General features: G+C 71.3%; 20 protein-coding genes. 6 read left to right on the top strand and 14 right to left on the bottom strand.

Annotation, left to right across the window (positions count from 1 at the left end; genetic code table 11):
• The 14 genes from VFX14_21115 to VFX14_21050 form a co-directional block, all read right to left on the bottom strand.
• The coding region (locus VFX14_21115; GenBank protein ID HEU5192199.1) for an ATPase, T2SS/T4P/T4SS family at positions 1-1,998 on the bottom strand (1,998 nt) is incomplete at its 3' end.
• An 18-nt stretch (positions 1,999-2,016) separates the two neighbouring features.
• Positions 2,017-2,499, bottom strand: coding sequence for a roadblock/LC7 domain-containing protein (locus VFX14_21110; protein ID HEU5192198.1), 483 nt, complete (start codon positions 2,497-2,499; stop codon positions 2,017-2,019).
• Complete coding sequence (locus VFX14_21105; GenBank protein HEU5192197.1) at positions 2,489-3,106, bottom strand: ADP-ribosylation factor-like protein; 618 nt, start codon at positions 3,104-3,106, stop codon at positions 2,489-2,491. Before VFX14_21105 ends, VFX14_21110 begins: the two co-directional genes overlap by 11 nt.
• 11 nt (positions 3,107-3,117) lie before the next feature.
• Positions 3,118-5,580: a hypothetical protein gene (locus tag VFX14_21100; GenBank protein ID HEU5192196.1), complete on the bottom strand. Its 2,463-nt coding sequence runs from the start codon at positions 5,578-5,580 to the stop codon at positions 3,118-3,120.
• 16 nt (positions 5,581-5,596) lie between these two features.
• Complete coding sequence (locus VFX14_21095) at positions 5,597-6,571, bottom strand: response regulator (GenBank protein ID HEU5192195.1); 975 nt, start codon at positions 6,569-6,571, stop codon at positions 5,597-5,599.
• A 3-nt stretch (positions 6,572-6,574) separates the two neighbouring features.
• Complete coding sequence (locus tag VFX14_21090; GenBank protein ID HEU5192194.1) at positions 6,575-7,387, bottom strand: DUF4388 domain-containing protein; 813 nt, start codon at positions 7,385-7,387, stop codon at positions 6,575-6,577.
• Positions 7,365-7,856, bottom strand: a complete 492-nt coding sequence (locus tag VFX14_21085; protein ID HEU5192193.1) for a chemotaxis protein CheW — start codon at positions 7,854-7,856, stop codon at positions 7,365-7,367. Before VFX14_21085 ends, VFX14_21090 begins: the two co-directional genes overlap by 23 nt.
• Positions 7,846-8,979, bottom strand: a complete 1,134-nt coding sequence (gene cheB, locus VFX14_21080) for a chemotaxis-specific protein-glutamate methyltransferase CheB (protein ID HEU5192192.1) — start codon at positions 8,977-8,979, stop codon at positions 7,846-7,848. Before cheB ends, VFX14_21085 begins: the two co-directional genes overlap by 11 nt.
• Positions 8,976-11,729 (bottom strand): hybrid sensor histidine kinase/response regulator, encoded by a 2,754-nt coding sequence (locus VFX14_21075; protein ID HEU5192191.1) that lies wholly within the window; start codon positions 11,727-11,729, stop codon positions 8,976-8,978. The genes cheB and VFX14_21075 overlap by 4 nt, the downstream gene beginning before the upstream one ends.
• A gap of 30 nt (positions 11,730-11,759) precedes the next feature.
• Entirely contained in the window at positions 11,760-13,610 is a 1,851-nt protein-coding gene (locus VFX14_21070; GenBank protein ID HEU5192190.1) for a methyl-accepting chemotaxis protein, read from the bottom strand.
• Between the two features lie 11 nt (positions 13,611-13,621).
• On the bottom strand, positions 13,622-14,929 hold the full coding sequence (locus VFX14_21065) for an ABC transporter substrate-binding protein (protein ID HEU5192189.1): 1,308 nt from the start codon (positions 14,927-14,929) through the stop codon (positions 13,622-13,624).
• A 17-nt stretch (positions 14,930-14,946) separates the two neighbouring features.
• Positions 14,947-15,375: a chemotaxis protein CheW gene (locus tag VFX14_21060; protein ID HEU5192188.1), complete on the bottom strand. Its 429-nt coding sequence runs from the start codon at positions 15,373-15,375 to the stop codon at positions 14,947-14,949.
• Between the two features lie 7 nt (positions 15,376-15,382).
• Positions 15,383-15,745, bottom strand: coding sequence for a response regulator (locus VFX14_21055; protein ID HEU5192187.1), 363 nt, complete (start codon positions 15,743-15,745; stop codon positions 15,383-15,385).
• A 238-nt stretch (positions 15,746-15,983) separates the two neighbouring features.
• Entirely contained in the window at positions 15,984-17,582 is a 1,599-nt protein-coding gene (locus VFX14_21050; GenBank protein HEU5192186.1) for a hypothetical protein, read from the bottom strand.
• A gap of 87 nt (positions 17,583-17,669) precedes the next feature.
• Between VFX14_21050 and VFX14_21045 the strand changes: the two genes are divergently transcribed.
• The 6 genes from VFX14_21045 to VFX14_21020 all read left to right on the top strand — a co-directional run bounded on the left by VFX14_21045 (position 17,670) and on the right by VFX14_21020 (position 24,835).
• Positions 17,670-19,838 (top strand): hydantoinase/oxoprolinase family protein, encoded by a 2,169-nt coding sequence (locus VFX14_21045; protein HEU5192185.1) that lies wholly within the window; start codon positions 17,670-17,672, stop codon positions 19,836-19,838.
• On the top strand, positions 19,835-20,653 hold the full coding sequence (locus VFX14_21040; GenBank protein ID HEU5192184.1) for a methyltransferase domain-containing protein: 819 nt from the start codon (positions 19,835-19,837) through the stop codon (positions 20,651-20,653). Before VFX14_21045 ends, VFX14_21040 begins: the two co-directional genes overlap by 4 nt.
• Positions 20,650-22,251, top strand: coding sequence for a hydantoinase B/oxoprolinase family protein (locus tag VFX14_21035; GenBank protein ID HEU5192183.1), 1,602 nt, complete (start codon positions 20,650-20,652; stop codon positions 22,249-22,251). The genes VFX14_21040 and VFX14_21035 overlap by 4 nt, the downstream gene beginning before the upstream one ends.
• 123 nt (positions 22,252-22,374) lie before the next feature.
• Positions 22,375-22,701: a thioredoxin gene (trxA, locus tag VFX14_21030; GenBank protein HEU5192182.1), complete on the top strand. Its 327-nt coding sequence runs from the start codon at positions 22,375-22,377 to the stop codon at positions 22,699-22,701.
• 17 nt (positions 22,702-22,718) lie between these two features.
• Positions 22,719-24,257: an anthranilate synthase component I gene (trpE, locus tag VFX14_21025; protein ID HEU5192181.1), complete on the top strand. Its 1,539-nt coding sequence runs from the start codon at positions 22,719-22,721 to the stop codon at positions 24,255-24,257.
• Positions 24,254-24,835, top strand: a complete 582-nt coding sequence (locus VFX14_21020; protein HEU5192180.1) for an aminodeoxychorismate/anthranilate synthase component II — start codon at positions 24,254-24,256, stop codon at positions 24,833-24,835. Before trpE ends, VFX14_21020 begins: the two co-directional genes overlap by 4 nt.
• The last annotated feature ends 2 nt before the right edge of the window (positions 24,836-24,837 follow it).

Genomic DNA, 24,837 nt, shown 5'->3' with positions numbered 1-24,837 from the left:
GTCGTACGCTTCCTTGCACTCGGTGCAGACGCGGCGGGCCAGACGCTGCGCCAGGATGAGGAGCAGCGCGGACGCCACGAGGAAGGGCGGGATGCCCATGTCGAGCAGGCGCGCGACAGAGGACGGGCAGTCGTTGGTGTGCAGGGTGGTGAGCACCAGATGGCCCGTGAGCGCGGCGCGGATGCCGATTTGAGCAGTTTCCACGTCGCGCGTTTCGCCGACGAGGATGACATCGGGGTCCTGGCGGAGGAAGCTCCGCAGCGCGGCCGCGAAGGTGCGGCCGATCTCGTCATTGACCTGCACCTGGTTGACGCCCTTGAGGTTGTACTCGACGGGATCCTCGGCCGTCATGATGTTGATATCCGGGGAATTGATGGTATGGATGGCCGAGTACAGCGTCGTGGTCTTGCCCGAGCCCGTAGGCCCGGTGATCAGGATCATTCCGTACGGCTGATGAATGGCCTTGGTGAAGTGCTCGAGGCTCCAGGGATCGAAGCCGAGCATCGTCAAGTCGAGCTGCAGCGATTCCTTGTCCAGGATCCGCATGACCGTCTTCTCGCCGAAGATCGTCGGCAGCGTCGAGACGCGGAAGTCGATCTCGCGCTGGTGATAGCGGAGCTTGATGCGCCCGTCCTGAGGCAGCCGCCGCTCGGCGATGTCGAGACTGGCCATGATCTTCACACGTGAGGTGAGAGCGGCTTCCATCCGCTTGGGCGGGGTCATGATCTCGTGCAGCACGCCGTCGACCCGGAAGCGCACGCGGAACACCTGCTCGTAGGGCTCGAGGTGGATGTCGGAGGCCCCGCGGCGGATCGCGTCGACCAGGATCATGTTGATCAGTCGGACGACCGGAGGCTCGTCGGCCGACTCCTTCAGCTCGAAGACGTCGGCCTTCGCCCAGGCTTCCTCTTCGCCCTCGACGACCTCGACGTCGCCCAGCGCGGCCTGGGCCATCTCCGTGATCACCGCGGCGATGCCGCTCGCCTCGGCCTCGTAGTGCTGCTCGAAGGCCTTCCGGATGGCGCTCTGCGGCGCCACCACCGGGACCACCGTGAGCCCGGTCATGAACGCGACGTCATCGAGCGCGAACACGTTGGTCGGATCCGACATGGCGAGGGTGAGCGCGTTGCCCTCGCGCTTGATCGCGAGGACCTCGTACTTGCGCGCGATCTGGGCGGGCACCAGGCTCACCACGTCGGTGTCGATGTCGAGCTGGGAGAGCGAGGTCGAGGGGATCCCGTACTGCTTGGAGAGGAACTCGGTGAGCTGCTCCTCCGTGAGGAAGCCCAGCCGGGTCAAGACGGCGCCGATCTTCTCGCCGGAGCCGCGCTGGCTCTCGAGCGCCTGGTCGAGCTGCGCTCGGCTGATGTGCCCCCCGGCGAGGAGGAGGTCGCCCAGGCGTCCCATGCGGCCGGTCACCGGGCCTGTCTCGACCTTGCCCTTGCCCGACGCGGCGAAGGGGCTCGCGACGGGGGCGGGTACCGCCGGCCGAGGGGCCGGCGATGGGGCGGAGGGCGCCGACGGCTGAGAAGCCACGGACGCCGCGGCGGGCGCGGGCGCTGCGGCGAGCTCGGAGCGCCGCGCTCCGGCCCGGCCCGTGGGAGCCGGCGGGGCAGCGGGCGCCCTCTCGGCCGGCCGCGGCGGCGGAGCTGGCGCGACTGCGGGAGCGTGGACTGAAGCCGTCGTGGCGGCGGCCTCGACTGAACGGGCCGCCGGCGCGGGCGGCGCGTCGGGGATCTCGGCGGGCGCCCCATGTGATTCGGCGGACTTCCCGTTGCCGTCCGGTGCCGTGCCGTGGGCCTCCGCGATGCGGCGGGCCACGTCCGCGTGCTTGTCCAGGTCGCCCAGCTTGACGTAGATCTCCCGGAGGGCTTCGAGCGCGCCGACCTCGAGGGGATTGGCCTCGACGATCATCTCGAAGACCTGAGCGGTCTCCGCCAGCTCGCGCCGCTCCTGGGTGGAGAGGGCGCCTGGCCCGGGCGGGTGCACGACGGCCATGAGCTTGGTGGTCCTTCCCTAGCGGCTCTCCGGCCCGATCCGGCCGCGCGCCTCGTCCGCACTCAGCGGCGGGGCCAGGGCCCCCACGCGGCGCGGCTGGGTGCGAGCCTCGGCGAGCACCGCCCCGATGGCGCGGCAGGCCTCCTTGGCGAAGAGGCGCACCATGCCGACGGTGGTGCCGTCGTTGAAGATGGCCAGCAGGATGGTCTCGCCGTCCACCGTGGAGACGTGAATGCTCTCCCGCACCCCTTGATGGAAGAGGACGGAGAACTCCGTCTCCCCGAGGAGCTCCGCGATGGCTCCCGTCGAGGAGAACGCGCCCGCGGCGAGCGCCGAGATCGACACGGTGTCGAAGGTGGCGGTCTTGCCGCTGGAGGCGAGGAGCTGGCCGCTGCGGTCGATGAGCAGGGCCTCCGACGCCCCCGACTCCTCGAGGAAGCTGCCGAGCACCTGCCCGATGCGAGCGGCCTCGTTCTCGTGGATCACCAGGTCACGAAGCATTGCGCTGGACCTCCTGTTCCTGTCCGAACTCGCTGAGGAGCACCATGCGGGATACCGTGTTGAGGGCGTCGAACACTCCCGCGCCGCGGCTGGCCACGCTCTCGAACGACGGCACCCGCCGCGCGCGCCGGTTCAGCATGTACTCGAGGTACGGCACCGGAGCGGCGTTGGGGAGATCGCGCTTGTTGTACTGGATCACGCACGGCATACGGTCGAGGTCGTAGTTGTACTCCCGGAGGTTCTCTTCCAGATTGCGGAAGCTCTCCGCGTTCTCCTTGAGCCGCTCGAACTGGGAGTCCGCGACGAACACCACGCCGTCCACGCCGCGGAGGACGAGCTTCCGCGTCATGTTGTAGTACACCTGCCCCGGCACGGTATAGAGCTGGAACTTGGTCACGAAGCCGCGCACGGTGAGGGCGGACACCGGCAGGAAGTCGAAGAAGATCGTGCGGTCGTCGCCGGTGGCGAGCGAGATCATCTTCCCCTTGTTCGCGTCGGGGAGGGAGCGGTGCACGTGCTGCAGGCTCGCGGTCTTGCCCGCCACACCGGGGCCGTAGTAGACCACCTTGAAGTTGATCTCCTTCGCCGCGTAGTTGATGATCGACATGGCTCCCGTTCTCAGACGCCGCGCAGCAGCCCGGCGGCGCGCTCGAGTTGGCGATGCGCGAGGCCCGGCCGGTCCACGGCCTCACCGGCGGCCACGAGCACGCTGAAGCGTCCGAGCGTCCCCTTCACCGGCCGGACCACCAGCCGGCGCTCGCCCAGACGGAAGGTCACCGATTGGAGCGCCCCGAGCGCGGGCTCGTCGCTCTCGACGAGGGCACGGCAGACGTCCACGGAAAAGCCCGCCACCGCCCGGCTGTCGCCACCGGGCGTGAGGAACACGCAGACCTCGGTGCCGCCAGTGGAGTCGCGTAGCACGGTGGGGCTCACCCGCCCGAATGCGTCGAGGTCGCCAGCGAGGAAGCCCAGCGAGAGACCGCCGCCATTGCGGGTGTCATAGGTCGCGCCGCCGGACGTCGCGGACGCCGCGGCGCGCGGCGAGACCGCGGAATACGTCAGCCGGTGCTCGCGCGCGGCTTTGAGACACACGATCTCGAGCAGGGCGAGTGAGCCCACGCGGCCGACGGAGGCCACCATGGCGGGCCCGCCGGACTCGACGGGACCGAGCGGGGTGACGATGATCGCCCCGCCCTCGCGGCGCACCGTGAGCTGATCCACCGTCCACGGCGCGCGCCCGGTTATGAGGAATGGCAGGATGGCGCCGGCCGTGCGCAGCACCGCCTCGGCGGATAGCGCACCTGACGCGAACGTGAACAGCGTGACCCCCTCGATGCCGCGGGAGCCGACCTCCAAGGCACCGAACGGCGTCAGCACCGCCGCAAGCTGGCTCCCCTGTCGGGCCCGATCTCCGATGGACGGCGCGGCCGTCCGTGACGTGTCCGCGACCAGCTGCTCCACCCGGGGCGCCTCAACGGGCGACGGGACGACGCGCGGGATTTCCGCGACCCGGGGCGCCTCCACGGATGGCCCTTCGACCGGCGGCGCCACGACGCGCGGCTTTTCCACGACGCTGGGCCTCCCCACGACCGGCGGCGTCGTCAGGGGGGGTGGCGGCGTCAGGGCCGGTGGTGTTTCCACGACCGGCGGCCTTTCCACCACGGGCGGAGTCGCGACCGCGGGCGTCGCCGCGACAGTCATCGCGGGCAGATCCGCCGCGACGACACCGGACCTCGCCGCCTCCAAGTCCGCGCTGGACAGCTCGTCCCGCTCGGCCTTGACCACGGGGTTGGGCACCTCGCCAAGCTCGGCCGTGACCTCGGCACTAGGCAGCTCGGGCAGCAGGGCTTCGCTCATGCGGTCGCGCAGGCCGTACTCGATCTCGCTGTCCGGAACCAGGAAGGACGGGATGTACTCGGCCTCGATCGTGGGCGCGGCCTCGGCGACGGGCACTGACCGCTCCACCACTGCCTCGGCCGGCTCGGGCTCGACCACGGTCGCCGGATCGGGCAGCGCGCCCTTCACCGGAGGCTCTTCGGCCGGCGTCGGCGCCGCCGCCGCCGGCGTGGACGGCGGGGGGCTCGACATCATCGGGTCCGGGTCCAGCTCGAACGGGCGGAACGGCAGCGGGAAGCGCTCGAGGCCCTGGATGTCCGCGCTCGGTGAGCTCATCTCGAACATCTCCGCCGGCAGCCGGCGCACCACCTCGTCGAGCGGTAGCACGATTCGGCCGTCGGCCAGGCCGTCCCGCACGGAGGCCTCGTCCACGGCCAGCGCGTGCCGCGGGAACTGATCGGCGATATCTTCCCACGCGACCGTCACATGGCCCTCCACCAGCTGCGGGATGACGAGACGAGTCGGCACGAGCAAATGGCCCGGCTCGAGCATGTTGGCGCCGAGCCGATCGGGGGAAATGGTGAACGCGCCGGCGGGAAGCTGATCGGCGATACGCGCGAACGGGATCGAGACGACCTCCTCCACCCGCTCGGCGCCCTCCCGCCGCGAGCCTCCCGCGATGGGCGCGGGCAGGCCGAAGCCTTCGGGAGTCGCGCCAGCCAGCGCCGGCGAGGACGGCGGGAGCTCAGGCGTCGCGAACGGGCTCGGCGGCAGCTCGGGGGCGACGTGGCGCGGGTTCCCCGAGGACCCGACACCCAGCGCGGCGGCGGGCGACACGCCGGAGCGGCCGCGACGGCGCGCGCGCGGCGGCGCATAGAACGCGCGGAACGGCAGCACCATCAGCGACACGCAGAGCACCTGCAGCACGGGCGCGGGCAGGTACTGCCACGCCGTGAGCGCGAGCGCGGTGGGGTACGGCAGCTCGGTCAAGGCCGCGTAGACCATGCCGGTGGCGGAAGCGAGCGCCGCGTGCGCGAGGAAGAGCAGCGCCACGATGCCGATCGCCTCGGCGGTGTTGGCGCGTGGGCAGCACATCGTCACCACGAGCGTGTACACGATGGCGGGCGCGGCCAGCGCGACCCACCAGGGCAGCGAGAGATCGGCGACGGGCAGGAGCGCGAACAGCGCCAGGGCCGTCACGGCATATCCGGCCAGATTCGCGAGCGTCAGGACCAGGCTCTTCATCGCGTTCTCGCCCCCCTCAGACGAACCGCGCCAGGTCGGGCAGGAACCGCTTCACGTAGTAGCGGACCTTCCCGAGCGCGGCCGCGTCCTTGAGCATCACGGCCAGCACTGCCGTCGAGCCCACGGTGTGAAGCAGCACGGATCCCTTCTCGTATTCCACGAGCATCGCGCCGAGGCCGCCCCGGCCGAGCTCGCGGCCGATGCCTTCGGAGGACTCCACCAGACAGGCCGCCATGGCCGAGGCGATCTCGACCTCGGACCACGCGGCCCCGGCCGCCTCGATGAGAAAGCCCTCGCGATCGCTGAGCGCCGCCCAGTCGGCGCCCGAGGCGGTCATGAACTGCGCGAGCGCCGTGCGGAGATCCGGCGCGAGCGGGGCAGGCGGGCGCGCCGCCGCGGCCGGCTCCACGCGGGGGGCGGGGGCAGGCGGAGTCCACCCGGCGGGCGGGGTCGAGGGCTCGCCGCTACGCGCGCGGCTCAGAATGGCGGCGACCGACTGCGGCGTGATCGGCGGCGCCGCGGGCGGAACGGGCACGGTCGCCGGCGCCGGCTGCGCTGCCGGCACGGGCGCGCCGTTGGCGGCGGGCGCGTCCAGGCGCGCCGTCGCCGGGCGGCCGGAGGCGCCGTTGCCGGCCAGGAGCTCGGAAACCTTGCGGACCAGCTCGGCCGCCTCGAAGGGCTTGCGCAGCACGTCGTCGGACCGGGCCTCCGCGGCCTGCTCGAGGACGGTCCCGTTGACAATGCCGGAGATCAGCAGCACCGGCACCCGCCCGAGCTTGGGATGCGACTTCACGAAGCGGCAGATCTCGTAGCCGTCGCGGTCGGGCATCACGACGTCGCACACCACCAGATCGGGCAGCTCGCGCTCGATCTGTGCGATGGCTTCGTTGCCGGACGCCGCCGAGACCACTTCGAGCTGGCGGGCGACCAGCGCGCGCTCCACGACCTTGCGCACGCTCAGCGAATCGTCCACGACCAGGACCTTTGCCATGACCTAGGCCCGCCCTTTCGCGGCGCGCCCGGGGGCGGCCGGTTCGATTGTCTCGAGGGCCGCGCGGCCCTCATCGATGCCTGCGGCGATGCGCAGGAGCAACCGATCCACGCTCCGGTGTACCGTCCGGGGCAGCTTGCCCGTCTGGCCGCGCGCGACCGGTGAGAAGCAGAAGTCCCCGGCGCCCTCCGCCTGCGAGGCGCAGACCAAGTCGGTGAAGGCCTGCTCTCCGCTCTCCCCGCCGTACTCGGCGTGGACCAGCTGGCCGCCCTCGAACTCGAGCACGCCCACGCCCGGAGTCAGGGTCACCGTCAGTCGGCCCGTCTTGCCGCCCATCGCGATGGCCTGGGCGAGCGCGGGCAGGTCCATGACGTCGAGCGTGCCCCGCATCACCTGGGCCGGCGGCTCCTTCGGCGCAGCGCTCGCCGCCGGCGCGGCGGCGCCCGCCGCCGGCTCGCCCGTGAGCAGCGCGCGCACACCGTCCAGGAAGACACGCATGCTCACGTGGCCCGTGCAGAGCCGGTCGACCCCGTGCGCGGCGGCCTGCGCGGCGATGTGCCGCTCCAGCCCGGCAACGAGCAGGAACGGAATTTCCCTGGTCTTCGGGTCGCTCCGCACGAGCCCGAACAGCTCGCAGCCGTCCATGTCGTCCACCCGCGCCTGGGTGACGATGACGTGAGGCCGATCCCACTCGATCTGCGTCAGGGCGAATGATCCGCTCGTCGCGACGGAGACCTCGTAGCCGTCACCCCGCAGGGCGCGCTCGAACGCGCCGCGGCTATCCGGCTCGGGATCAACCAGCAAGACCTTGGGCATATCTCCTCTCCAGGCGGTATGGCAGCAGCGCCTCCACGTCGAGCACCGGGATCTCGCGGCCGTCCACGTGGGCGAGCCCGCGAAGCCAGCGCCGCTCAGGCGCGGAGAAGTCGAGCGGCACGGAGCCGATGACGTCGAGGGGCAGCAGGACCAGATTGACGATGGCGTCCACGAGGAGCGCACCGGACAGCCCGGCACCGACCACCAGCACTGCCACGCGGCCGTGCGGTCCCTCGGCGGCACCGGTCCACTCGGGGAAGCCCAGGAGCGCGCGCAGGTCGATCACCGTGTACGGCGTGCCGAGGAACAAGAGGTCACCGTCCAGCGCCCCCTCACCACGGCGCACCTGCTTCACGCACGACGCCTCCACCGCGTAGGTGCGGCCGTGAACCGCGAAGAGCAGGTAGCGCCCCCGCAGGGTCGGGATGTGGTGGGGCCGCGGCGCGACACGGCTCGGGCTAAGAGGCATGGCCCATCCGCAGGTGATGGCTCAGCAGATCGCCCACGCAGGCCAGCACCGTCTCGGGCAGCCCGGACAGGGGCACCATCGCGTCGACGCAGCCCATGTCGGCGGCAGCGCGCGGCATCCCGTACACCGCCGAGGACGCCTCGTCCTGCGCGATCACGATGCCGCCGCTCTTCCGGATGGCGGCGGCGCCGAGCGCGGCATCGCGGCCCATCCCGGTGAGCACCACGCCGATGGCGAGGCCCGCCGCCTGCTCCGCCACGGACGTCATCGCCAGGTCGGCGGACGGCGAGTCCTGGGACGAGCTCTGCGCGGGGCGAAGCCACACCGTGCCGCGCGCGTCGACGGTGAGATGCCGCGAGCCCGGGCAGACGAAGGCTTGCCCCCGCGCCAGGCGGTCGCCCTCGGCAGCCTCGCGCACCTCGATGGCCGCGCGGTCGTTCAGCATGTGGGCGAACGTGTAGGTATAGGGCGCGGGCATGTGCTGCACCACGAGCACCGAGGCGGGCAGCTCCTTCGGCAGCTCAGGGATCAGCGAGAGCAGCGCGGCCGGCCCGCCGGTGGATGCGGCGATCACCACGCAGGGAGTCCAGCCCTGGTCGTTGGCGGGCACGCCGAAGGTGGGCAGGCTCGGGTGCGAGGCGGCGGGCGGCCGCTCGCCCGGGCGCGCCGCCGCGACGCGCGCCGGTCGCACGCGCGAGGCGGTCAGGATCTTGCGGACCATCTCGTCGGCGAGCGCGCTCAGCCCGGGGTCCACGCTCCAGCTGGGCTTCGCGAGTACGTCCACGGCTCCCAGCTCGAGCGCGCGGATGGCCGACTCGCCGCCCTCCGGCGTGGCCGCGCTCATCACGACCATGGCTGTCGGATGTTCGGCCATGACCCGGTCGATCGTCGCGAGGGCATCGGAGGGATCCATCCCGACGTCGACCACGATCACGTCGGGTCGAAGACGGATGACCGAGCGGAGGACCTCATCGGCGTCGCTCGCCAGCCCGACCACGTCGAGGCGTCGATCCGCGCCCAGCATGCGACGGAGCGCGCTGCGCATGGCGCGCGACTCGCCCGCCACCAGCACCCGCACGGGGGTGCTGACCGCTCCATCCATCCCATGGCCCCGGACCTTCACGGCCGGGCCCCCCGGGCGCCCTGCGGCACCAGGCTCAAGGCCAGCGCGACGAACGCGCGCTCGTCCACGGGCTTGGTCACGTAGTGCTCCACCCCCAGCTTGCGCGCGAGCGCCAGATGCTTCTCGCCGGCGCGCGTGGTCAGCACGATGACCGGGATGTCGCGCGTTTCCGGCCGACGGCGCAGGTCGGTGATCAGCTCGAAGCCGTTCACCCGGGGCATCTCGAGATCAGTGACGACGAGGTCGCTCGCCGCCTCGGCGAGGAGACCCAGCGCTTCGTGCCCGTCCGAGGCCAGGCGGACCTCGAGGCCGGCGCGCTCCAGCATCATGCCCACGAACTTCCGGACGCTGAGGGAGTCGTCCACCACGAGCACGCGGCCCGGCCGTCCGGACGGCGAAAGCGACGGCGTCTCGACGGTGGGCCGCCCCTCGGATCGGCCGGCCCCCCGCACGCGCTCGACCAGGCGGTTGGGATCGAGAAGCAGCACCATCCGTCCATCGCCCGCGATGCTGGCGCCGGCCCAGGGCCCAGCGTCCTCCAGGAAGGCGCCGAGGCTCTTGATGACGATCTCCTGCTTGCCGAGGAACTCGTCGACGGCGACGGCAACGACCCGGCGGCCCGCCCGCAGGCCCATCACGGGGATGCGCCCGGAGGGTGCCTCGCCGGACAGCTCGAGCACCCGGGCCAGCCGGATGAGATCGAGCACATCCCCCTCGAGCTCCACCGTCTCGCCCTCGGGTCCGGCGTGCATATCCGCGGGGTCCACGGCGTAGAGGCCGCGCACCGCGCTGACCGGGACCGCGAGCTCCGTCTTCCCGACCCGGATGGCGAGCGCGTGACCGATGAGGACGGTGAGCGGCAGCTTGAGGGTGAAGCGCGTGCCTACAGAGACCTCGGTCTCGACGTCGATCTCGCCACCGAGCCGCAGCACGTTGGTGCGGACCACGTCCATGCCGATGCCCCGCCCGGCCACCGAGGTCGCGACCTCGGCGGTGCTGAACCCCGGCAGGAAGACGAGGTCGAGCGCTTCGCGGTCGTTGAGCCGCGCGGCCCCCGGCACGTCCAGGAAGCCGCCCCGGACGGCGCTCGCGCGCAGACGGTCGGCGGCGATGCCGCGCCCGTCGTCCTCCACCTCCACGTACACCGAGCCGCCCTCCTGATAGGCACGCAAGGTGAGGGTGCCGCGGGCGGGCTTCCCCTGGGCGGTCCGCTCCGCCTCGGGCTCAATGCCGTGAAACACCGCGTTCTGGACGAGGTGCAGCAGCGGGTCAGCGATCTGCTCGATGATGGTGTTGTCGAGCTCGACGCCCTCCCCCATGACCTTCACGTCCACCGACTTGCCGGTGTCCGCCGCGATGGCGCGGATCCGACGCAGGAAGCGGCCGAAGAGCGTGCCGATGCGCACCATGCGCGAGCGCGTGATCTCGCCGCGCAAGCTCCAGGTGAGACGCTGCATCTGGGCGGCGTCGTCCCGCACGATGCGCACCAGCGCGGCCAGCTGCGCCTGCACCTCGCCCACATCGGCGGAGACCTCCGCGACGCGCCGCGAGAGGATATTGAAGTCGTCGTAGCGATCGAACTCGAGCTCCTCGAACTCATGGACGAGGGCGCTGGAGTGGCCGGTCGTGGGGGGACCCAGCGGCGGGACGCCCGTGCCGCCGCCGGCGCGCGCGCCGGCCATGGCGGGCAGCTGCGTGTACTCGTACTTGCCCTCGAAGGCGCGCACCGCCTCCCCCATGCGCGTGCGACTCCAGAGCAAGAGCTCGCCCACTCGGTCGAGCTGCGCGAGGTGCTCGTCCATACGCGCCCGCGCGACCATGAGCTCGCCGACCAGGTTCATCAGCGAGTCCAGGCGGTCCACCGCGACCCGGATGCTCGCGCGCGGGGCCGGCGCGACCGCCACGCGGGGGGAGGCGGTCGCCGTCTCGGGGACGTGCGCGTCCTCCGCGGCCGTCTCCTTCGCAGCGGCGCGGCCATCCACCATGAGCGCGGCGATGAGCCCCCGCGCCCGCTGCGCCGCCGCGTCCAGGCCGCGCGGGCGCTCGGTCGCCGCCGCGAGCATGAGGCGGATGGCATCGGCACTCGCGAACACCGCCTCCACCACCGCGGGGGTGAAGGGCTGGCGCGCCTCCCGGACGGCGACGAGGAGGTCCTCCACGCGATGGGCGAAGTCCCCGATGGCACGGCACCCCACGGTGAACGCGGCTCCCTTGAGGGTGTGGAACGCGCGGAACAGCGTAGCGGCCTCCGCCCTTGGATCGGCGCCCCCCTCGATGGCGAGCAGCGAGTGCGCGATCGTATCGAGGTGCTCCACCGCCTCGGGCCCGAAGTACTCCAGCACCTCCGTGTTGCTCGCGTAGAACGTGGCGAGCTCCGTGAGCAGGGCGTCGGTCGTCTCGGCCTCGGCGAGCCCCGGTTCGGGGGCGGGCGGGGTCGTCCCGGTGCGCTCGAGGCCCTCGCGCAGCCGCGTCACCGCGGCCCCGAGGGCGCCCGCGATTGCGACGCGCTCGGCGGCGCCCGCCGCGGACACCCGCTCCAGCATGTCCTCGATGGCAGCCGCCTCCGCGGCCAGCTCGGGGAAGCCGTGGAGGGCGGCCGCGCCCCGGAGGCGATGCGCGACCACGAGCAGCGGCTCGACATCGTCGCCGGCGGGCAGACCGGGAGCGCCTTCCTCGAGGATGGAGACCGTGTCCCAGGCCTCCATGAGGAAGATGCTCAGCAAGAACTCCCGATCCGGCTGCTCTGTCATGGTCGCGAGCGGCGTCCCCTTCCGTCTCTCCTAGACCGCGAGCTTGAAGCGTGACAGCACCTTGGTCAGCTCCTCGGCCAGCTGCACGAGGTCGTCCACCGTCTTGCGGGTCTCGACCACGCCCTGCTCCGTCTGCAACGCCACGCCGGCGATGGCCTGGACGGCGAGGCCCACGTGCTCGGCGCCCTTCACCTGGTCCTGGGTGGATACAGAGATCTCCTGGGCCAGGCCCGCCGACTTCTGCGACACCGCCGCGATTTCGCGGAGGCTCTCTCCGGCCTGGGTCGCGACGCGATAGCCCGTCTCGACTTCGCGCGTCCCCTCCTCCATCGCGATCACCGCCTGCTGCGTCTCGGACTGGAAGTTCTTGATGAGGACTGCGATGTCCTTGGTGGCCTTGGCCGAGCGCTCGGCGAGCTTCCGCACCTCGTCGGCCACGACCGCGAAGCGGAGGCCGGCCTCACCGGCGCCCGCCGCCTCGATGGCGGCATTGAGGGCGAGCAGGTTGGTCTGCGCGGCGATGTCGTCGATGGTGTTGACGATGTCGGCGATCTCGAGCGATCGCTCGCCGAGGCCCTTGATCTTCTTGGAGACGCCCTGCACCTCGGCCCGGATGCGCTGCATGCTCTCCAGGCTGTTCCGCACCGCCTGCTCGCCGTGCTGGGCGGCTTCCAGACCCTGCCGGGCCGCGCGGGCTGAGGCATCCGCGCTGCTGGCCACGGTGCGCGCGGAGGTGCCGAGCTGCTGGGCGGTCCCGGTGGCCTGCATGGCGTCACGCGCCTGGGCGCGCGAGCCCGTCTCGATCTGGCCCATCGACACGATCATCTCGTTGGCGCTGCTCGACACGTGGTGGGCGGCCTGGCGCACCTCGACGAGGATGGCGGCGATCTCGCCCACCATGACGTTGATGGAGTCGACGACGCTTCCGAGCACGTCGGACGTGACCTCGCCCCGCCGCGTGAGGTCGCCGCGCGACACCTCGGTGGTTACGTCCAGGAAGCGGGTGATGTTGGCCTGCAGCTCCTGGCGCTGGCGTCGCTCCGCGTCGCGCTCGGCCACCGTCTGCACCAGCGAGCGCAGCCGCACGATGGAGTCGTTGAAGGTGACGGCGAGCTGGCCAATCTCGTCCCGCGACTGCACGGGCGCGAGCTTGGAGAGGTCACCGCGACCAACCTGCTCGGCGACGCGGACGAGCTGCTGGACGGGCCGGGTCACCCGGCGGGCGAAGACCATGCCGGCCGCCGCCGCCACCACCGCGAAGCCACCGAACATCAGGAGGAGCGTGCGGCCGGCCTGGGCCGCCGCGACGACGATGATGGAGCGATCCATGCCCACCCGCACGGTGCCGAGCTGGCCTGCGAGCACGGGCACCGCGATGTCGATGACGTCGCGCTGCGCCCCCCCGGCCGGGTCCTTGAACGACACGTCCTGCACCTTCTGCGGCCAGTCGCCGGGCACGAGGTTCTGGTCCACGAGGCCGGGCGGCACGAACGGCGCGAAGGTATGGGCGATGAGCGTCTTCTGGGGGTCGTACACCATCACGTAGGCCACGCCGGTAATACCGGCGACCTGGTCCACCTGGGCCTGCACGGTGGAGGCGTCGCGGGTGAGGATGAGGTCCACCCCGGAGTTGGCGAGACCCTTGGCGATGGCGCTCCCCTTCGAGGTGAACTCGGCGGTGAGGTTTGCGCGGAGCGACTGCACCGAGATCCACCACGTCAGGGCGGCGAGCGGGACCAGGATGAGGAACAGGAGCGTCGTGATCTTCGCGAGCAGTCCGAACCGGCGCCTGCGCGCCCGCACCGGGGCCTCCGACGGCATGGCCGCCGCCGCGTCCTCCCCTTCCCCCTTGCCTCGCCCCTGTTCCGTCGTCGCTGCCATCACCGTTCCTCCTACGCCTTGATCGCGGCGTTCCAGTCCTGCACCGGAACCCAACGGCCGTTCTCGACCCGGGTGAAGTAGACGTTGTCGAGCCCCTGATGGCGCTCGGGGGCGAAGGTCAGGGGCGCCGCGATGCCCAGATCCACGTTCCGCATGGTCTCCAGCGCGGCGCGGAAGCTCGCGCGCGTGGGATTGACTCCGGCGCGGCGGATGCCCTCCACGATCACCTTGGCGTTGACGAAGCCCTCGAGGCTGATGAACGAGAGCTTCTGCGCCGTGTACGCGGGATCCCGCAGCGACTCCGGCACCGACGGCTTGTGACGGTCCATGAGGGTGCGGTACTCGACCACGCCGGGCAGCGACACGTCGTCGTAGCTCGGAACCACCTGCGAGTTCACCAGCGCGGCGGTGTAGTCACGACCCGTGGTGCGGCCGTGCTGCAGGAGCAGCGCGAGCATGGCGTCCGAGCCCACGAAGGACACGTTGGCGATCGGGACGCCCCATCCGAGGTCGCGCGCACCGCGCACGAAGGCCCCGCAGCCCTGATACGCGCCCGTGCAGAGCACCACATCCACACCGGCCTTGCGCAGCTCCTGCACCGCCGGCGCCATGTCGTCTTCGAACTTGGCGCCGCGACGGTAGGTGGCTTCGGCGGCAATCTGCGCGCTGCGGAGGGCCAGCCCGCGGGCCACCCCGTCCGTGCCGCTGCGGCCGTAGGCGTCCACCTGGTAGAAGACGCCGAACTTGCGCGCCCCCTGGTCCCAGAAGCGGTCGACGAGGGCCATCATCTCCTGGCGATACGACGCCCGGATGTTGAAGACGTGCTCGACGTAGGGCGCCTCGCGCTGCGGCTGGGCCCCGGTGAAGTTGCCGACCAGGATCACCTGCTGCGCGGTGTAGCGCTTGATGAGGGGTAGGGCGCGCGTCAGCGTGGGCGTGCCCACGTAGTTCGAGAGAAAGAAGACGTTCTCCTTCTCGACCAGCTGCTGCGTGTTGCGGATGCAGGGGGTGGGCTCGTAGCCGTCGTCGAGGGCGATCACCGCGAGGTTGCGGCCGTTGATCCCGCCGCGGCTGTTCACCTCGTCGTAGTAGGCCTGCGCGCCGCGGTAGAACTCGGCGCCCAGGCCGGCGGCGGTGCCCTTGAACGCGGCACTCATGCCGATGCGGACCTCGCGGCTGGTGACGCCCGGCGCGCTCGCGACCACGGGTTCGCCGGCGCTCCTGGCCGGGGCCTGGCCCCACGCGCGCGCCGACAGGCCGCCCAGGACGCCGCTCCCCACCCCCGCCGACAACAGCTGCAGCACTGTCCGCCGCTTCATCCCCGCCTCCTTGCCCGCTAGTTGTTCCCACCGGCGGCGCCCATCGCGCCGCCGCGCAGCGCTGCCAACATCACGCCCGCGTCCAGTACCGGGATCGAGCCGTCTTCCCCCGCCACGCTGGTGCCGTTCGGGTCGCCTCCGTCGCGCGGCTGCAGGGGCTCGAGCCCCAGCACCGTGTCCACCACCGCGGCGGCCTGCCATGCGCCGTGGCCGAGCACGAGGCCGAGCGTCTGCGCCCGGGCCTCGCGCGGCGGCAGCCCCAGCAGCGGAGCCAGGTCCACCACCGGCATCACGCTGCCGCGAAGATTCGCCAGCCCGAGCACGAACGACGGGGCCAGGGGCAGCGGCGTGATGGACTCGAACACCACCACCTCGCGCGCGTCGGCGACGTCCACCGCGAAGCGGTGGCCGGCGAGGGTGAAGGCGCAGGCGCGGGTGGAGGCCATCGACCCGCTACGGCGCGAAGCGGCGCACCGCCTCGAGCAGCTGCTCCGCGGTGAAGGGCTTGCCGAGGTACTCATCAGCGCCTTGGCGCTTCCCCCACGCCCGATCGCTCTCCTGATTCTTCGAGCTCACCACCACCACCGGGGTGTCCTTGGTGCGACCGTCCCGCTTGATGCTGCGCAGGATCTCGTAGCCGTTCCGCTTGGGCATGACGATGTCGAGCAGCAGCACGTCTGGCTGCTCTTCGGCGACCTTGTCCTCGAGCCGCTCGCCGTCGATGAGCGTCACGACCTTGTGACCGGCCGTGCGCAGAATGCCCTCCATCATGGTCAGCTCGGAGTACGCGTCGTCGACGACCATCACCTTGCCCATGGCGGTTGTCCTCTCCTTACTTTTCGCTCGACTCGGCGCGCGGACAGGCGTCCGGCGGGCCTCAACGCTGCAAGGTGGAGGCCACGGAGCGTCACCGGGCCGTCGACGTGGGGAGGGGCGGGCGCGATGGGGAACGGGACGGGGATTGCCCAATAACCCCGGGTGCTTGGAAAAGTGCCCCAGCGGCCGTTCGCGCCCGCGGACGGTGTCCCCTGGTGACGTTCAGGGGCAGGGAAACTTACAAGCGCGGGACGTGCGTCTCCGTCGCAACAGTGTCATGCGCGGTGACGTCAGAGGCGAGACGTCGGGCGCGGGTACGAAAATTTCGCGCGTGCTCCAATCCGAGCCACAGCGCGAAGTAGAGGGCGAGCTGCAGCGAGACCGCCGAGAAGAACGTGAGCATCTCGCTCGACCCCGCCTCGAGCGCGTAGGCCGCGGCCATCATCGCGGCGAGGAGCGCCATCTCGAGGAGACGAAGCGATTCCGCGGCTCCGTCGCGCCACGGCAGCAGCATGAGCAGGATGAGGAACGAGTAGTAGTAGCCGGTGGGGGAGAGCGCGATGTAGAGGAGCGGCACCATGTAGAGCAGGCTCTCCGGCGGGCGGGCACGCCGGATCAGCGGCCAGGCCAGCACGACGTAAAGGACCGTGACGAGGCCGAGCAGCCAACCGGGCGGTCGCGCGGCGATCAGGGCGGCATGCGACACGAACGCGCGGCCATCGGCGTCCACCGTCCACGGCGCGCTGTAGCCGGCGATGAGGGCGCCGAGCCCTACCGCGTTCACGAACGTGCCCTCGCCGTGCAGCCGGATCTTCGCGCGGTACTCGACGAGATGGCCGACCTCCTCCCCGACCGCGAGCACCACACCGCCCGCCACGAGCAGGACGGCGAGCGCCGCGACGAGACAGCGTCTCGGGCCGGCCCCGCGCGAGTGATCTCGCCGCGCGGCGACCCACGCCAGCGCCATCGGGGCGAGGAAGATCGCGGGGAAGATCCGTGCGATCGTCGCGTAGCCGAACAGGACGCCGGCGGCGCCCGGCCAGCCCCGCGCGAAGACGGCCACCGCGACCACGAGCGCGGCGAGCCAGTCCCAGCGGAGCACGGACCCGCCGATGAAGTCGAAGCGGGCCAGTGGGCTCAGCCAGAGGAACGCGAAGGCGAGCATGGCCGGTGTGCTGCCGAAGCCCCAGGCCGCGAAGGCGAGGGCCGTCAGCATCAGGAGATAGTCGACCGAGGTGACGAGGGTGACGGTGGTGAGGCTCGCCGGCACTCCACGCAGCAGGAGGTGGAGCAGGAGCGCACGCGGCGGCGGGTCGTTGTAGCCGTGGTCCTGGAAGAGGCCGCGCCATTCGTTGATCTGGGGACCGAAGTACAGGAGATCCTGCTTGAAGGTGTCCCACCGCCTGGGGGAGAACCGCGCACGCACCGCGACGGCGTCCACGCTGCGCGCGTCCTCGACCCCGTAGGTGCGCAGATCCCGGAGCTGGGTCACGTAGTCGAAGGCGCCCAGCTCCCGGCCCGCCACCAGCGTGGCCTCGTAGAGGCGCGTGTAGCCCAGCTCAGGCAGGTACTTCGCACCCATGAAGTAGTGGAAGCTGTCCCAGTAATGGATGTGCGCCGGCGCCGGGGGCACGCCGCGCTGCGGATGCAGCAGGCCGAAGTTCGGATAGGAGAGCGCGGCGGCCACCAGGAGGGCGGCGGCGAGCCAGCGCACTCGGCGCGTGAGCGGCCGGCTCTCGGCGAGCCACGGCCGCCCGGCGGCGAGCCACAAATAGACGCCGGCGAGCACGGCGAGCAGGATGAGTCGCGCCAGTCGCACCGCGGCCTCGGGACTCATCGCGCTTCGAGTCTAGCAAGGGGGCGCGCCTGATCCGAGCAAAGCCGGGCGGTTGACGGGCCCCGGCCCGACTCCTAGACTCCTTTCATGCTTGATCGAGCTCCGCGGGGACGTCTCGGCGTCGACATCGGCGGCACCTTCACCGACCTCGTCTGGGTGGACGACGCGACCGGCGAGGTGCGGGTCGGCAAGCTCCTCACCACCCCCAAGGATCCCGCGCAGGCCGTCGAGCAGGGGGTGCTCCGCCTGCTCGAGGAGGCGGGCGCGGTGCCGGCGGCCGTGCGCGCGCTGATCCACGGCACCACGCTGGCGACCAACGCCCTGATAGAAAGAAAGGGCGCGCGCACGGGTCTCCTCACCACCGCGGGCTTTCGCGACGCGCTGGAGATCGGGCGTGAGGGCCGCTACGACATGTACGATCTCTTCATTGACCCGCCGGCGCCGCTGGTGCCGCGCCATCTACGCCTGGAGGTCGAGGAGCGGCTGGACGCGGACGGCAGCATCCGCCGCCCCCTCGACGTCGCCAGCGCACAGGCCGCCATCGGTCGGCTGCTCGCGGATGGCGTCGAGGCTGTCGCGATCTCGCTGCTTCATGCCTACCGGAATCCCGTCCACGAAGAGGCCCTCGCGCGGCTGGTCGCCGAGATGGCGCCCGGGCTACCGGTCGCATGCTCATCGGAGGTCGTGCCGGAGATCCGCGAGTACGAGCGCACATCGACCACCGCGGCCAACGTCTACGTGATGCCTCTGATGGCGCGCTACCTCGACGACCTCGAGCGGAAGATCGCCGACATGGGCGTCCGGGGCGGCTTCTACATCATGCTGTCCTCCGGCGGCATCGCCACCCCGGCCACCGCCAAGCGGGTTCCGGTGCGGCTGGTGGAGTCGGGTCCCGCCGCGGGCGCCCTCGCCGCGGCGCGCGCCGCGCGGGAGGCGGGAGAGGATCGGCTGCTCTCCTTTGACATGGGCGGGACCACCGCGAAGGCCTGCGTCATCGACCGTGGGGAGCCGCTGCTCGCGCGCGAGTTCGAGGTCGCGCGCGCCGACCGCTTCAAGAAGGGCTCGGGACTGCCCATCCGCGTGCCCGTCATCGAGCTCATCGAGATCGGCGCGGGCGGCGGATCAATGGCACGCCTCGATCGCATGAACCTCCTGAAGGTCGGGCCCGACAGCGCGGGGGCCGATCCCGGTCCGGCCTGTTACGCCCTCGGCGGGCGCGAGCCCACGGTGACCGACGCGGATCTCGTGCTGGGCTATCTCGATCCCGATTTCTTCCTGGGCGGACGCATGCGTCTCGACGTCGAGGCGGCGCGCCGGGCCATCATCGATACCGTGGGGAAGCCCATGGGGTTCGACCTTGCGCGCGCCGCGTGGAGCATTCACCGAGTGGTCAACGAGAACATGGCCGCGGCGGCGCGCATCCACGGCATCGAGCGCGGCAAGGACCTGCGTGCCTATCCCCTTTTCGCGTTCGGCGGCGCGGGTCCGGTGCATGCGTGGAGCGTCGGGCGCATCCTCAAGGTGCCGCGGGTGCTGGTGCCCTTCGGGGCGGGCGCCGCCTCGGCGCTGGGCCTCCTTTCCGCCCCCCTGGCCTTCGACTTCGTCCGCACGGCGTCTCAGCGCCTCGATGGCGCCGACTGGACGGGGGTGAATCGGCTCTTCGCCGAGATGGAAGGGGAAGGCCGCGCGGTGCTGCGCGAGGCGGGGATCGCGGACGCCGACATGACCTTCCGGCGCGCCGCCGAGATGCGCTACGCCGGCCAAGGCCACGAAGTGGAGGGGCCGGTGCCGTCGGGTCCGCTCGGGCCCGAGAGCCTCGCCGCCCTGACCAGCGGCTTCGAGGACGCCTATCGCGCGCTCTATCACCGGACGCCGATGGGGGTGCCCATCGAGGCCCTCAACTGGCGCGTGGTGGTGTCGGGACCGGAGGCGGGTGGCGGCGGGACGGGTGGCGGCGCCGAGACGGGTGCCCGCGATTTTCGATCTGCCATCAGCGGGGGCCCACACATGGCCCCCGCTCTCCCCCAGTCCGCGGACAACCGGCGCGGACCCTTGCCGAAGCGCACGCGTCAGGCCTATTTCCCCGAGGCAGAGGGGTATGTGGAGACACCGGTGTACGACCGCTATACGCTCGCGCCGGGGATGGTCTTTGCGGGGCCGGCGATCATCGAGGAGCGCGAGTCGACCACGGTGATCGGACCGGGCGCGCGCATCCGCGTGGACGCGACCCGCACGCTCGTCGCGGAGCCCGCATGACGCTCACGCGCGCGGACCGTGCTTACATCCCCCGAGAGGCGCTCGGCATCATGACCGCGCGTACGCTCGCGAACAGCCATTCCTGCCTGCTCGGCATGCTGCGGCCGAGCCTGGACGTGCTCGACGTGGGATGCGGCCCCGGGACCCTCACCATCGAGATGGCCCGCCGGGCCCTGCCCGGCCGCGTCGTGGGCCTGGACGTGAATCCCGAGATGCTGTCCGCGGCGCGCGAGGCGGAGCCCCCGGGGGGCCTGCCCAATCTGCGCTTTCTCGAGGGCGACATTCGCGACGGCGGCTGGGAGGACGAGTTCGACCTCGTCAACGCCGCCCGCGTGCTCCAGTGGATTCCCGACGCGCCGCGCGCGCTCGAGCCGATGGTCGCGGCGACCAGGCCGGGTGGGCGGCTCGTCGCGCTCGACTACGACCACACCCGCGCACACTGGGCCGAGTCGCCGGTGTCCTGGCGGCACTTCTACGGCGCGTTCCTCGAGTGGCGCGCCGCGGGCCATCTGGACAATGCGATGATCCAGCACCTTCCGGAGGATTTCGCGGCGGCCGGGCTGGACGACGTCCAGACCGTCGAGCACGTGCGCACCGTCCGTGCGAACGAGGCCGATTTCTATCGGATCGCCGGCATGTGGCGGCTGGCGGCGGAGAGCCGCGGCCGCCAGATGGTAGCGGCCGGCGCCCTGACCGACCGCGAGCGCGAAGCGGTGGTCGCCGACTACACCGACTGGATGCAGAGGCCCGGCGCGGCCGTCACGGTCCACGAGGGATGCGTGATCGGCCGGCGCCCTGGAGCCGGCCACCCATGATGGATCCCGTCACCTTCGACATCTGCTGGAGCCGCCTCGTCGGCGTGGTCAACGAGCAGGCGGCCGCGCTGCAGCGCACATCCTTCACGTCGATCGTGCGCGAGGCGGGCGATCTCTCCGCCGGCGTCTTCGACCGTCGCGGCTGGATGCTCGCCCAAGCGGTGACGGGCACGCCGGGCCACATCAACTCCATGGCGCTCTGCGTCCGTCACATGCTGGCGGCCATCCCGCTGGAGGCCATCCGTCCGGGCGACGTGCTCATCACCAACGATCCCTGGAAGGGCTCGGGACACCTCAATGACGTCACGATCGCGACCCCGGTATTCCGCGGCGACGATTGCGTGGCCCTGTTCGCCTCCACGTGCCACACGGCCGACATCGGCGGGCACATCCTGTCCGCAGAGGCTCGCGAGGTCTACGAGGAAGGGCTCTTCATCCCGATCATGAAGCTCTACCACGGGGGCGTGCTCGATCCCGCCCTCGGCGCCCTCATCCGCGCCAATGTGCGGCTGCCCGAGCTGGTGATGGGTGACTTCCACGCCCAGATCGCCGGCGGCGCGGTCGGTGGCGAGCGGCTGCTCGAGTTCATGAGCGAGTTTGGCCTCGAGCGGCTGGAGCCCCTGGGCGACGAGATCGTGGGGCGCACCGAGCGCGCGATGCGTGAATCCATCGCGCGGCTCCGCCCCGGCGCCTACGAGTACGCGGTCACCTCCGACGGGTTCGACGAGCCCATCACGATCAAGGTCCGGTGCGAGGTCCGGGGCGACGAGCTGGCCATCGACTACACGGGCTCCTCGCCCGAGAGCCGCCGCGGCATCAATGTGGTCATGAACTACACGGAGGCCTACACGACGTACGGCGCCAAGGTCATCGTGAGCCCCGACGTGCCCAACAACGAGGGCGCGTTCCGTCCCCTCCGCATCAGCGCGCCCGAGGGCTCGATCCTCAACGCGCGGCCGCCCGCGCCGGTGGCCGCGCGTCACGTGGTCGGTCACTTCCTGCCCCACGCGATCGCGGGCGCCCTCAAGGACGCGCTCCCCGATCGGGTGATGGCGGAGGGTTCGGCCAACATCTGGGGCGTACAGGTGGCGGGCAAGGACGAGGGCGGGCGTCCCTTCAGCTTCGTGGTGTTCACCTCCGGCGGCACCGGCGCGCGCGCGAGCAAGGACGGACTGGCCGCCACCGCCTTCCCCTCCGGCGTGTTGGGGACCCCGGCGGAGGTCATCGAGTCGCTCTCGCCTCTCGTGATCGAGCATAAGCGGCTGCGGCCCGACTCGGGCGGTGACGGGCGCTATCGCGGCGGGCTCGGCCAGGAGATCGCCTTCCGCGTGCGCACCCGCGGAGCCTTCACCTGCTCCCTCCTCTGCGACCGCACCCGCATTCCGCCGCAGGGCTTCTTCGGGGGCGCCCCCGGCGCGCCGGGCGCGGTGCTGATCAATGGCCGTATGCCCGCGAACCCCAAGGCGGAGCAGATCCTCCAGCCGGGAGACCTCATCGAGATCCGACTGCCGGGCGGCGGGGGCTATGGCCCCCCCGCGGAGCGCGATCCCGCACTCCGGGTGCGCGATCGGCTCGAGGGCTACGTCACCACCGTGTAGCGCCGCGGCCTGGGCCAGCCCCACCGGGGGTCGCGGACGCGTCGGGGTACCCTCAACTTGCCACGGGGGAGGGCGTATGTTAGCGTAGCAAAGCGATTTTTCCCCACAAGGAGACCCACGCCCATGGCCGATAGCGCCCTTCACCTCACCGAGGCCAATTTCGACACCGAGGTTGGCAAGCACGCCGAGGTCCTCATGGTGGACTTCTGGGCCGAGTGGTGCGCACCCTGCCGCGCCATCGCCCCCACCCTGGAGGAGCTGGCCCGGGAGGGAAGCGGCAAGGTCAGCCTGGCGAAGGTGAACGTGGACGACAACCCCGCGCTCGCCGCCCGCTACGGGATCCGGTCCATCCCGACCATACTCTTCATGAAGTCGGGCACGGTGGTGGACCAGGTCGTGGGCGCCGTCCCCAAGGCCCAGCTGAAGAAGAAGCTGGACGCCATCGGCTGACGCCGCACTGCCCCACCATGTCGCCGGCCGCGCCCCGCATCCCCCCGCTCTCGCCCTCGCGCGAGGAGTTCCGGGCGCTCGCCGCGCGCGGCAATCTCGTCCCGGTCTACGCCGAGCTGGCTGCGGATCTCGACACGCCGCTGTCCGCGTTTCTCCGCTTGCGCCCGGGGCCCTACGCCTTCCTCCTGGAGTCGGTGGAAGGCGGCGAGAAATGGGCTCGCTATTCCTTCCTCGGGTCCGACCCGCTCATGGTGTTCACGGCCAAGGGCAATCGGGTCACGATCCGCCACGCCGACGGCCGCACCGAGCAGATGGCGACCGAGAATCCGCTCGAGGGCCTGCGCGGCGTGCTCGCTCGCTTCAAGCCGGTGCCGGTGCCCGGGCTCCCCCGCTTTCAGGGCGGGGCCGTCGGGTTCTTCTCCTACGACATCGTCCGCCACGTGGAGCGGCTGCCCCGCCTCGCCAAGGACGATCTCCGGCTGCCGGACGCGGTGTTCATGCTCACCGACAGCCTGCTGGTCTTCGATAATCTCAAGCATCGCCTGCTCGTGATCGCCAACGCCCACATCGAGGGCACGGACGCCGCCGCGCTGGACCGCGCCTACGACTCGGCCGCGGTGAAGATCGGCATGCTGCTGGCCAAGCTCGCGCGGCCGGCCCGCCCCCCCGCCCCGCTCACCTTCCCCGATCCCCAGCCTCTGGTGGCGCTGGGCGAGGAGGGGTTCAGCTCGACGATGGACGAGGCGACGTTCATGGAGGCGGTGCACCGGACCAAGGAGTACATCGCCGCGGGCGACGCGTATCAGGTCGTGATCTCGCGGCGCCTGGACGCGGAGCTCAAGGCCGATCCCTTCACGGTGTATCGCGCCCTGCGCACGATCAACCCATCCCCGTACCTCTTCTTCCTGCGCCTCGGCAAGACGAGCATCGTCGGCTCCTCGCCCGAGGTGCTCGTGCGCCTCGAGGACGGGCGCGTCGAGGAGCGGCCCATCGCGGGCACGCACCCACGTGGCGCCACCGAGTCCCAGGACACAGCCCTCGCCGCCCAGATGGCCGCGGATCCCAAGGAGCGCGCCGAGCACGTCATGCTCGTGGACCTCGGCCGCAACGACGTGGGCCGGGTGGCGCGGATCGGCACGGTGGAGGTGACGGAGTTCATGGTGGTGGAGCGCTACTCGCACGTCATGCACCTGGTCAGCCACGTGCGGGGCGAACTCGCCCCCGGTAAGGATGCCTTCGACGTGCTCGCCGCCACCTTCCCCGCCGGCACGCTGTCGGGCGCTCCGAAGGTACGCGCGATGGAGATCATCGAGGAGCTGGAGCCCACGCGGCGCGGCCCCTACGGCGGGGCTGTCGGCTACATCTCGTACTCGGGGAACATGGATTCCTGCATCACGATCCGCACGGTGGTGTGCCACGGCCAGCGCGCCTCCATCCAGGTCGGCGCGGGCATCGTCGCCGACTCCGATCCCAAGACCGAGTGGCTGGAGACCTGCTCGAAGGCGCGCGGCATGATCCTGGCGCTTCGCACCGCCGCCCAGGAGACCGGTCGATGATCTTCGTCCTCGACAACTACGACTCCTTCACCTACAACCTCGTCCAGTACCTCGGGGAGCTGGGCGCCGACGTGCGCGTGGCGCGCAACGACGCGCTCACGGTGGAGGACGTGATGGCCATGGACCCGGACGGGATCGTGATCTCGCCGGGCCCCGGGCATCCGACCCAGGCCGGCATCACGCTGCCGTTGATCGAGCGCTGCTGCGCCTCCACTCCCATCCTCGGGGTGTGCCTCGGCCATCAAGGCATCGGCCAGGCCTTCGGCGGCACGGTGACGCGGGCCAAGACACAGATGCACGGCAAGACGTCGCGGATCACCCACGACGGGCGCGGCGTCTTCGCCGGACTCACGCCCGGCTTCGAGGCCACGCGTTATCACTCGCTCGTCGTCCTCGAGGAGGGCTTCCCCGCGGACCTCGAGATCTCGGCCCGGGCGGAGGACGGCGAGATCATGGGGCTCCGGCACCGGCGCTTCCCCGTTGAAGGCGTGCAGTTCCACCCCGAGTCCATCCTGACCACCGAGGGTAAGGCGCTCCTCCGGAACTTCCTCGGGAGCGTGGCCGTCGGAGCGCGGTGATG

The organism is Candidatus Methylomirabilota bacterium (genome assembly GCA_035764725.1).
In the GTDB taxonomy this organism is placed as follows: domain Bacteria; phylum Methylomirabilota; class Methylomirabilia; order Rokubacteriales; family CSP1-6; genus DASRWT01.
Note: the sequence above shows the minus strand (reverse complement) of the source record. Positions and strands in the feature narration are given on the sequence as shown.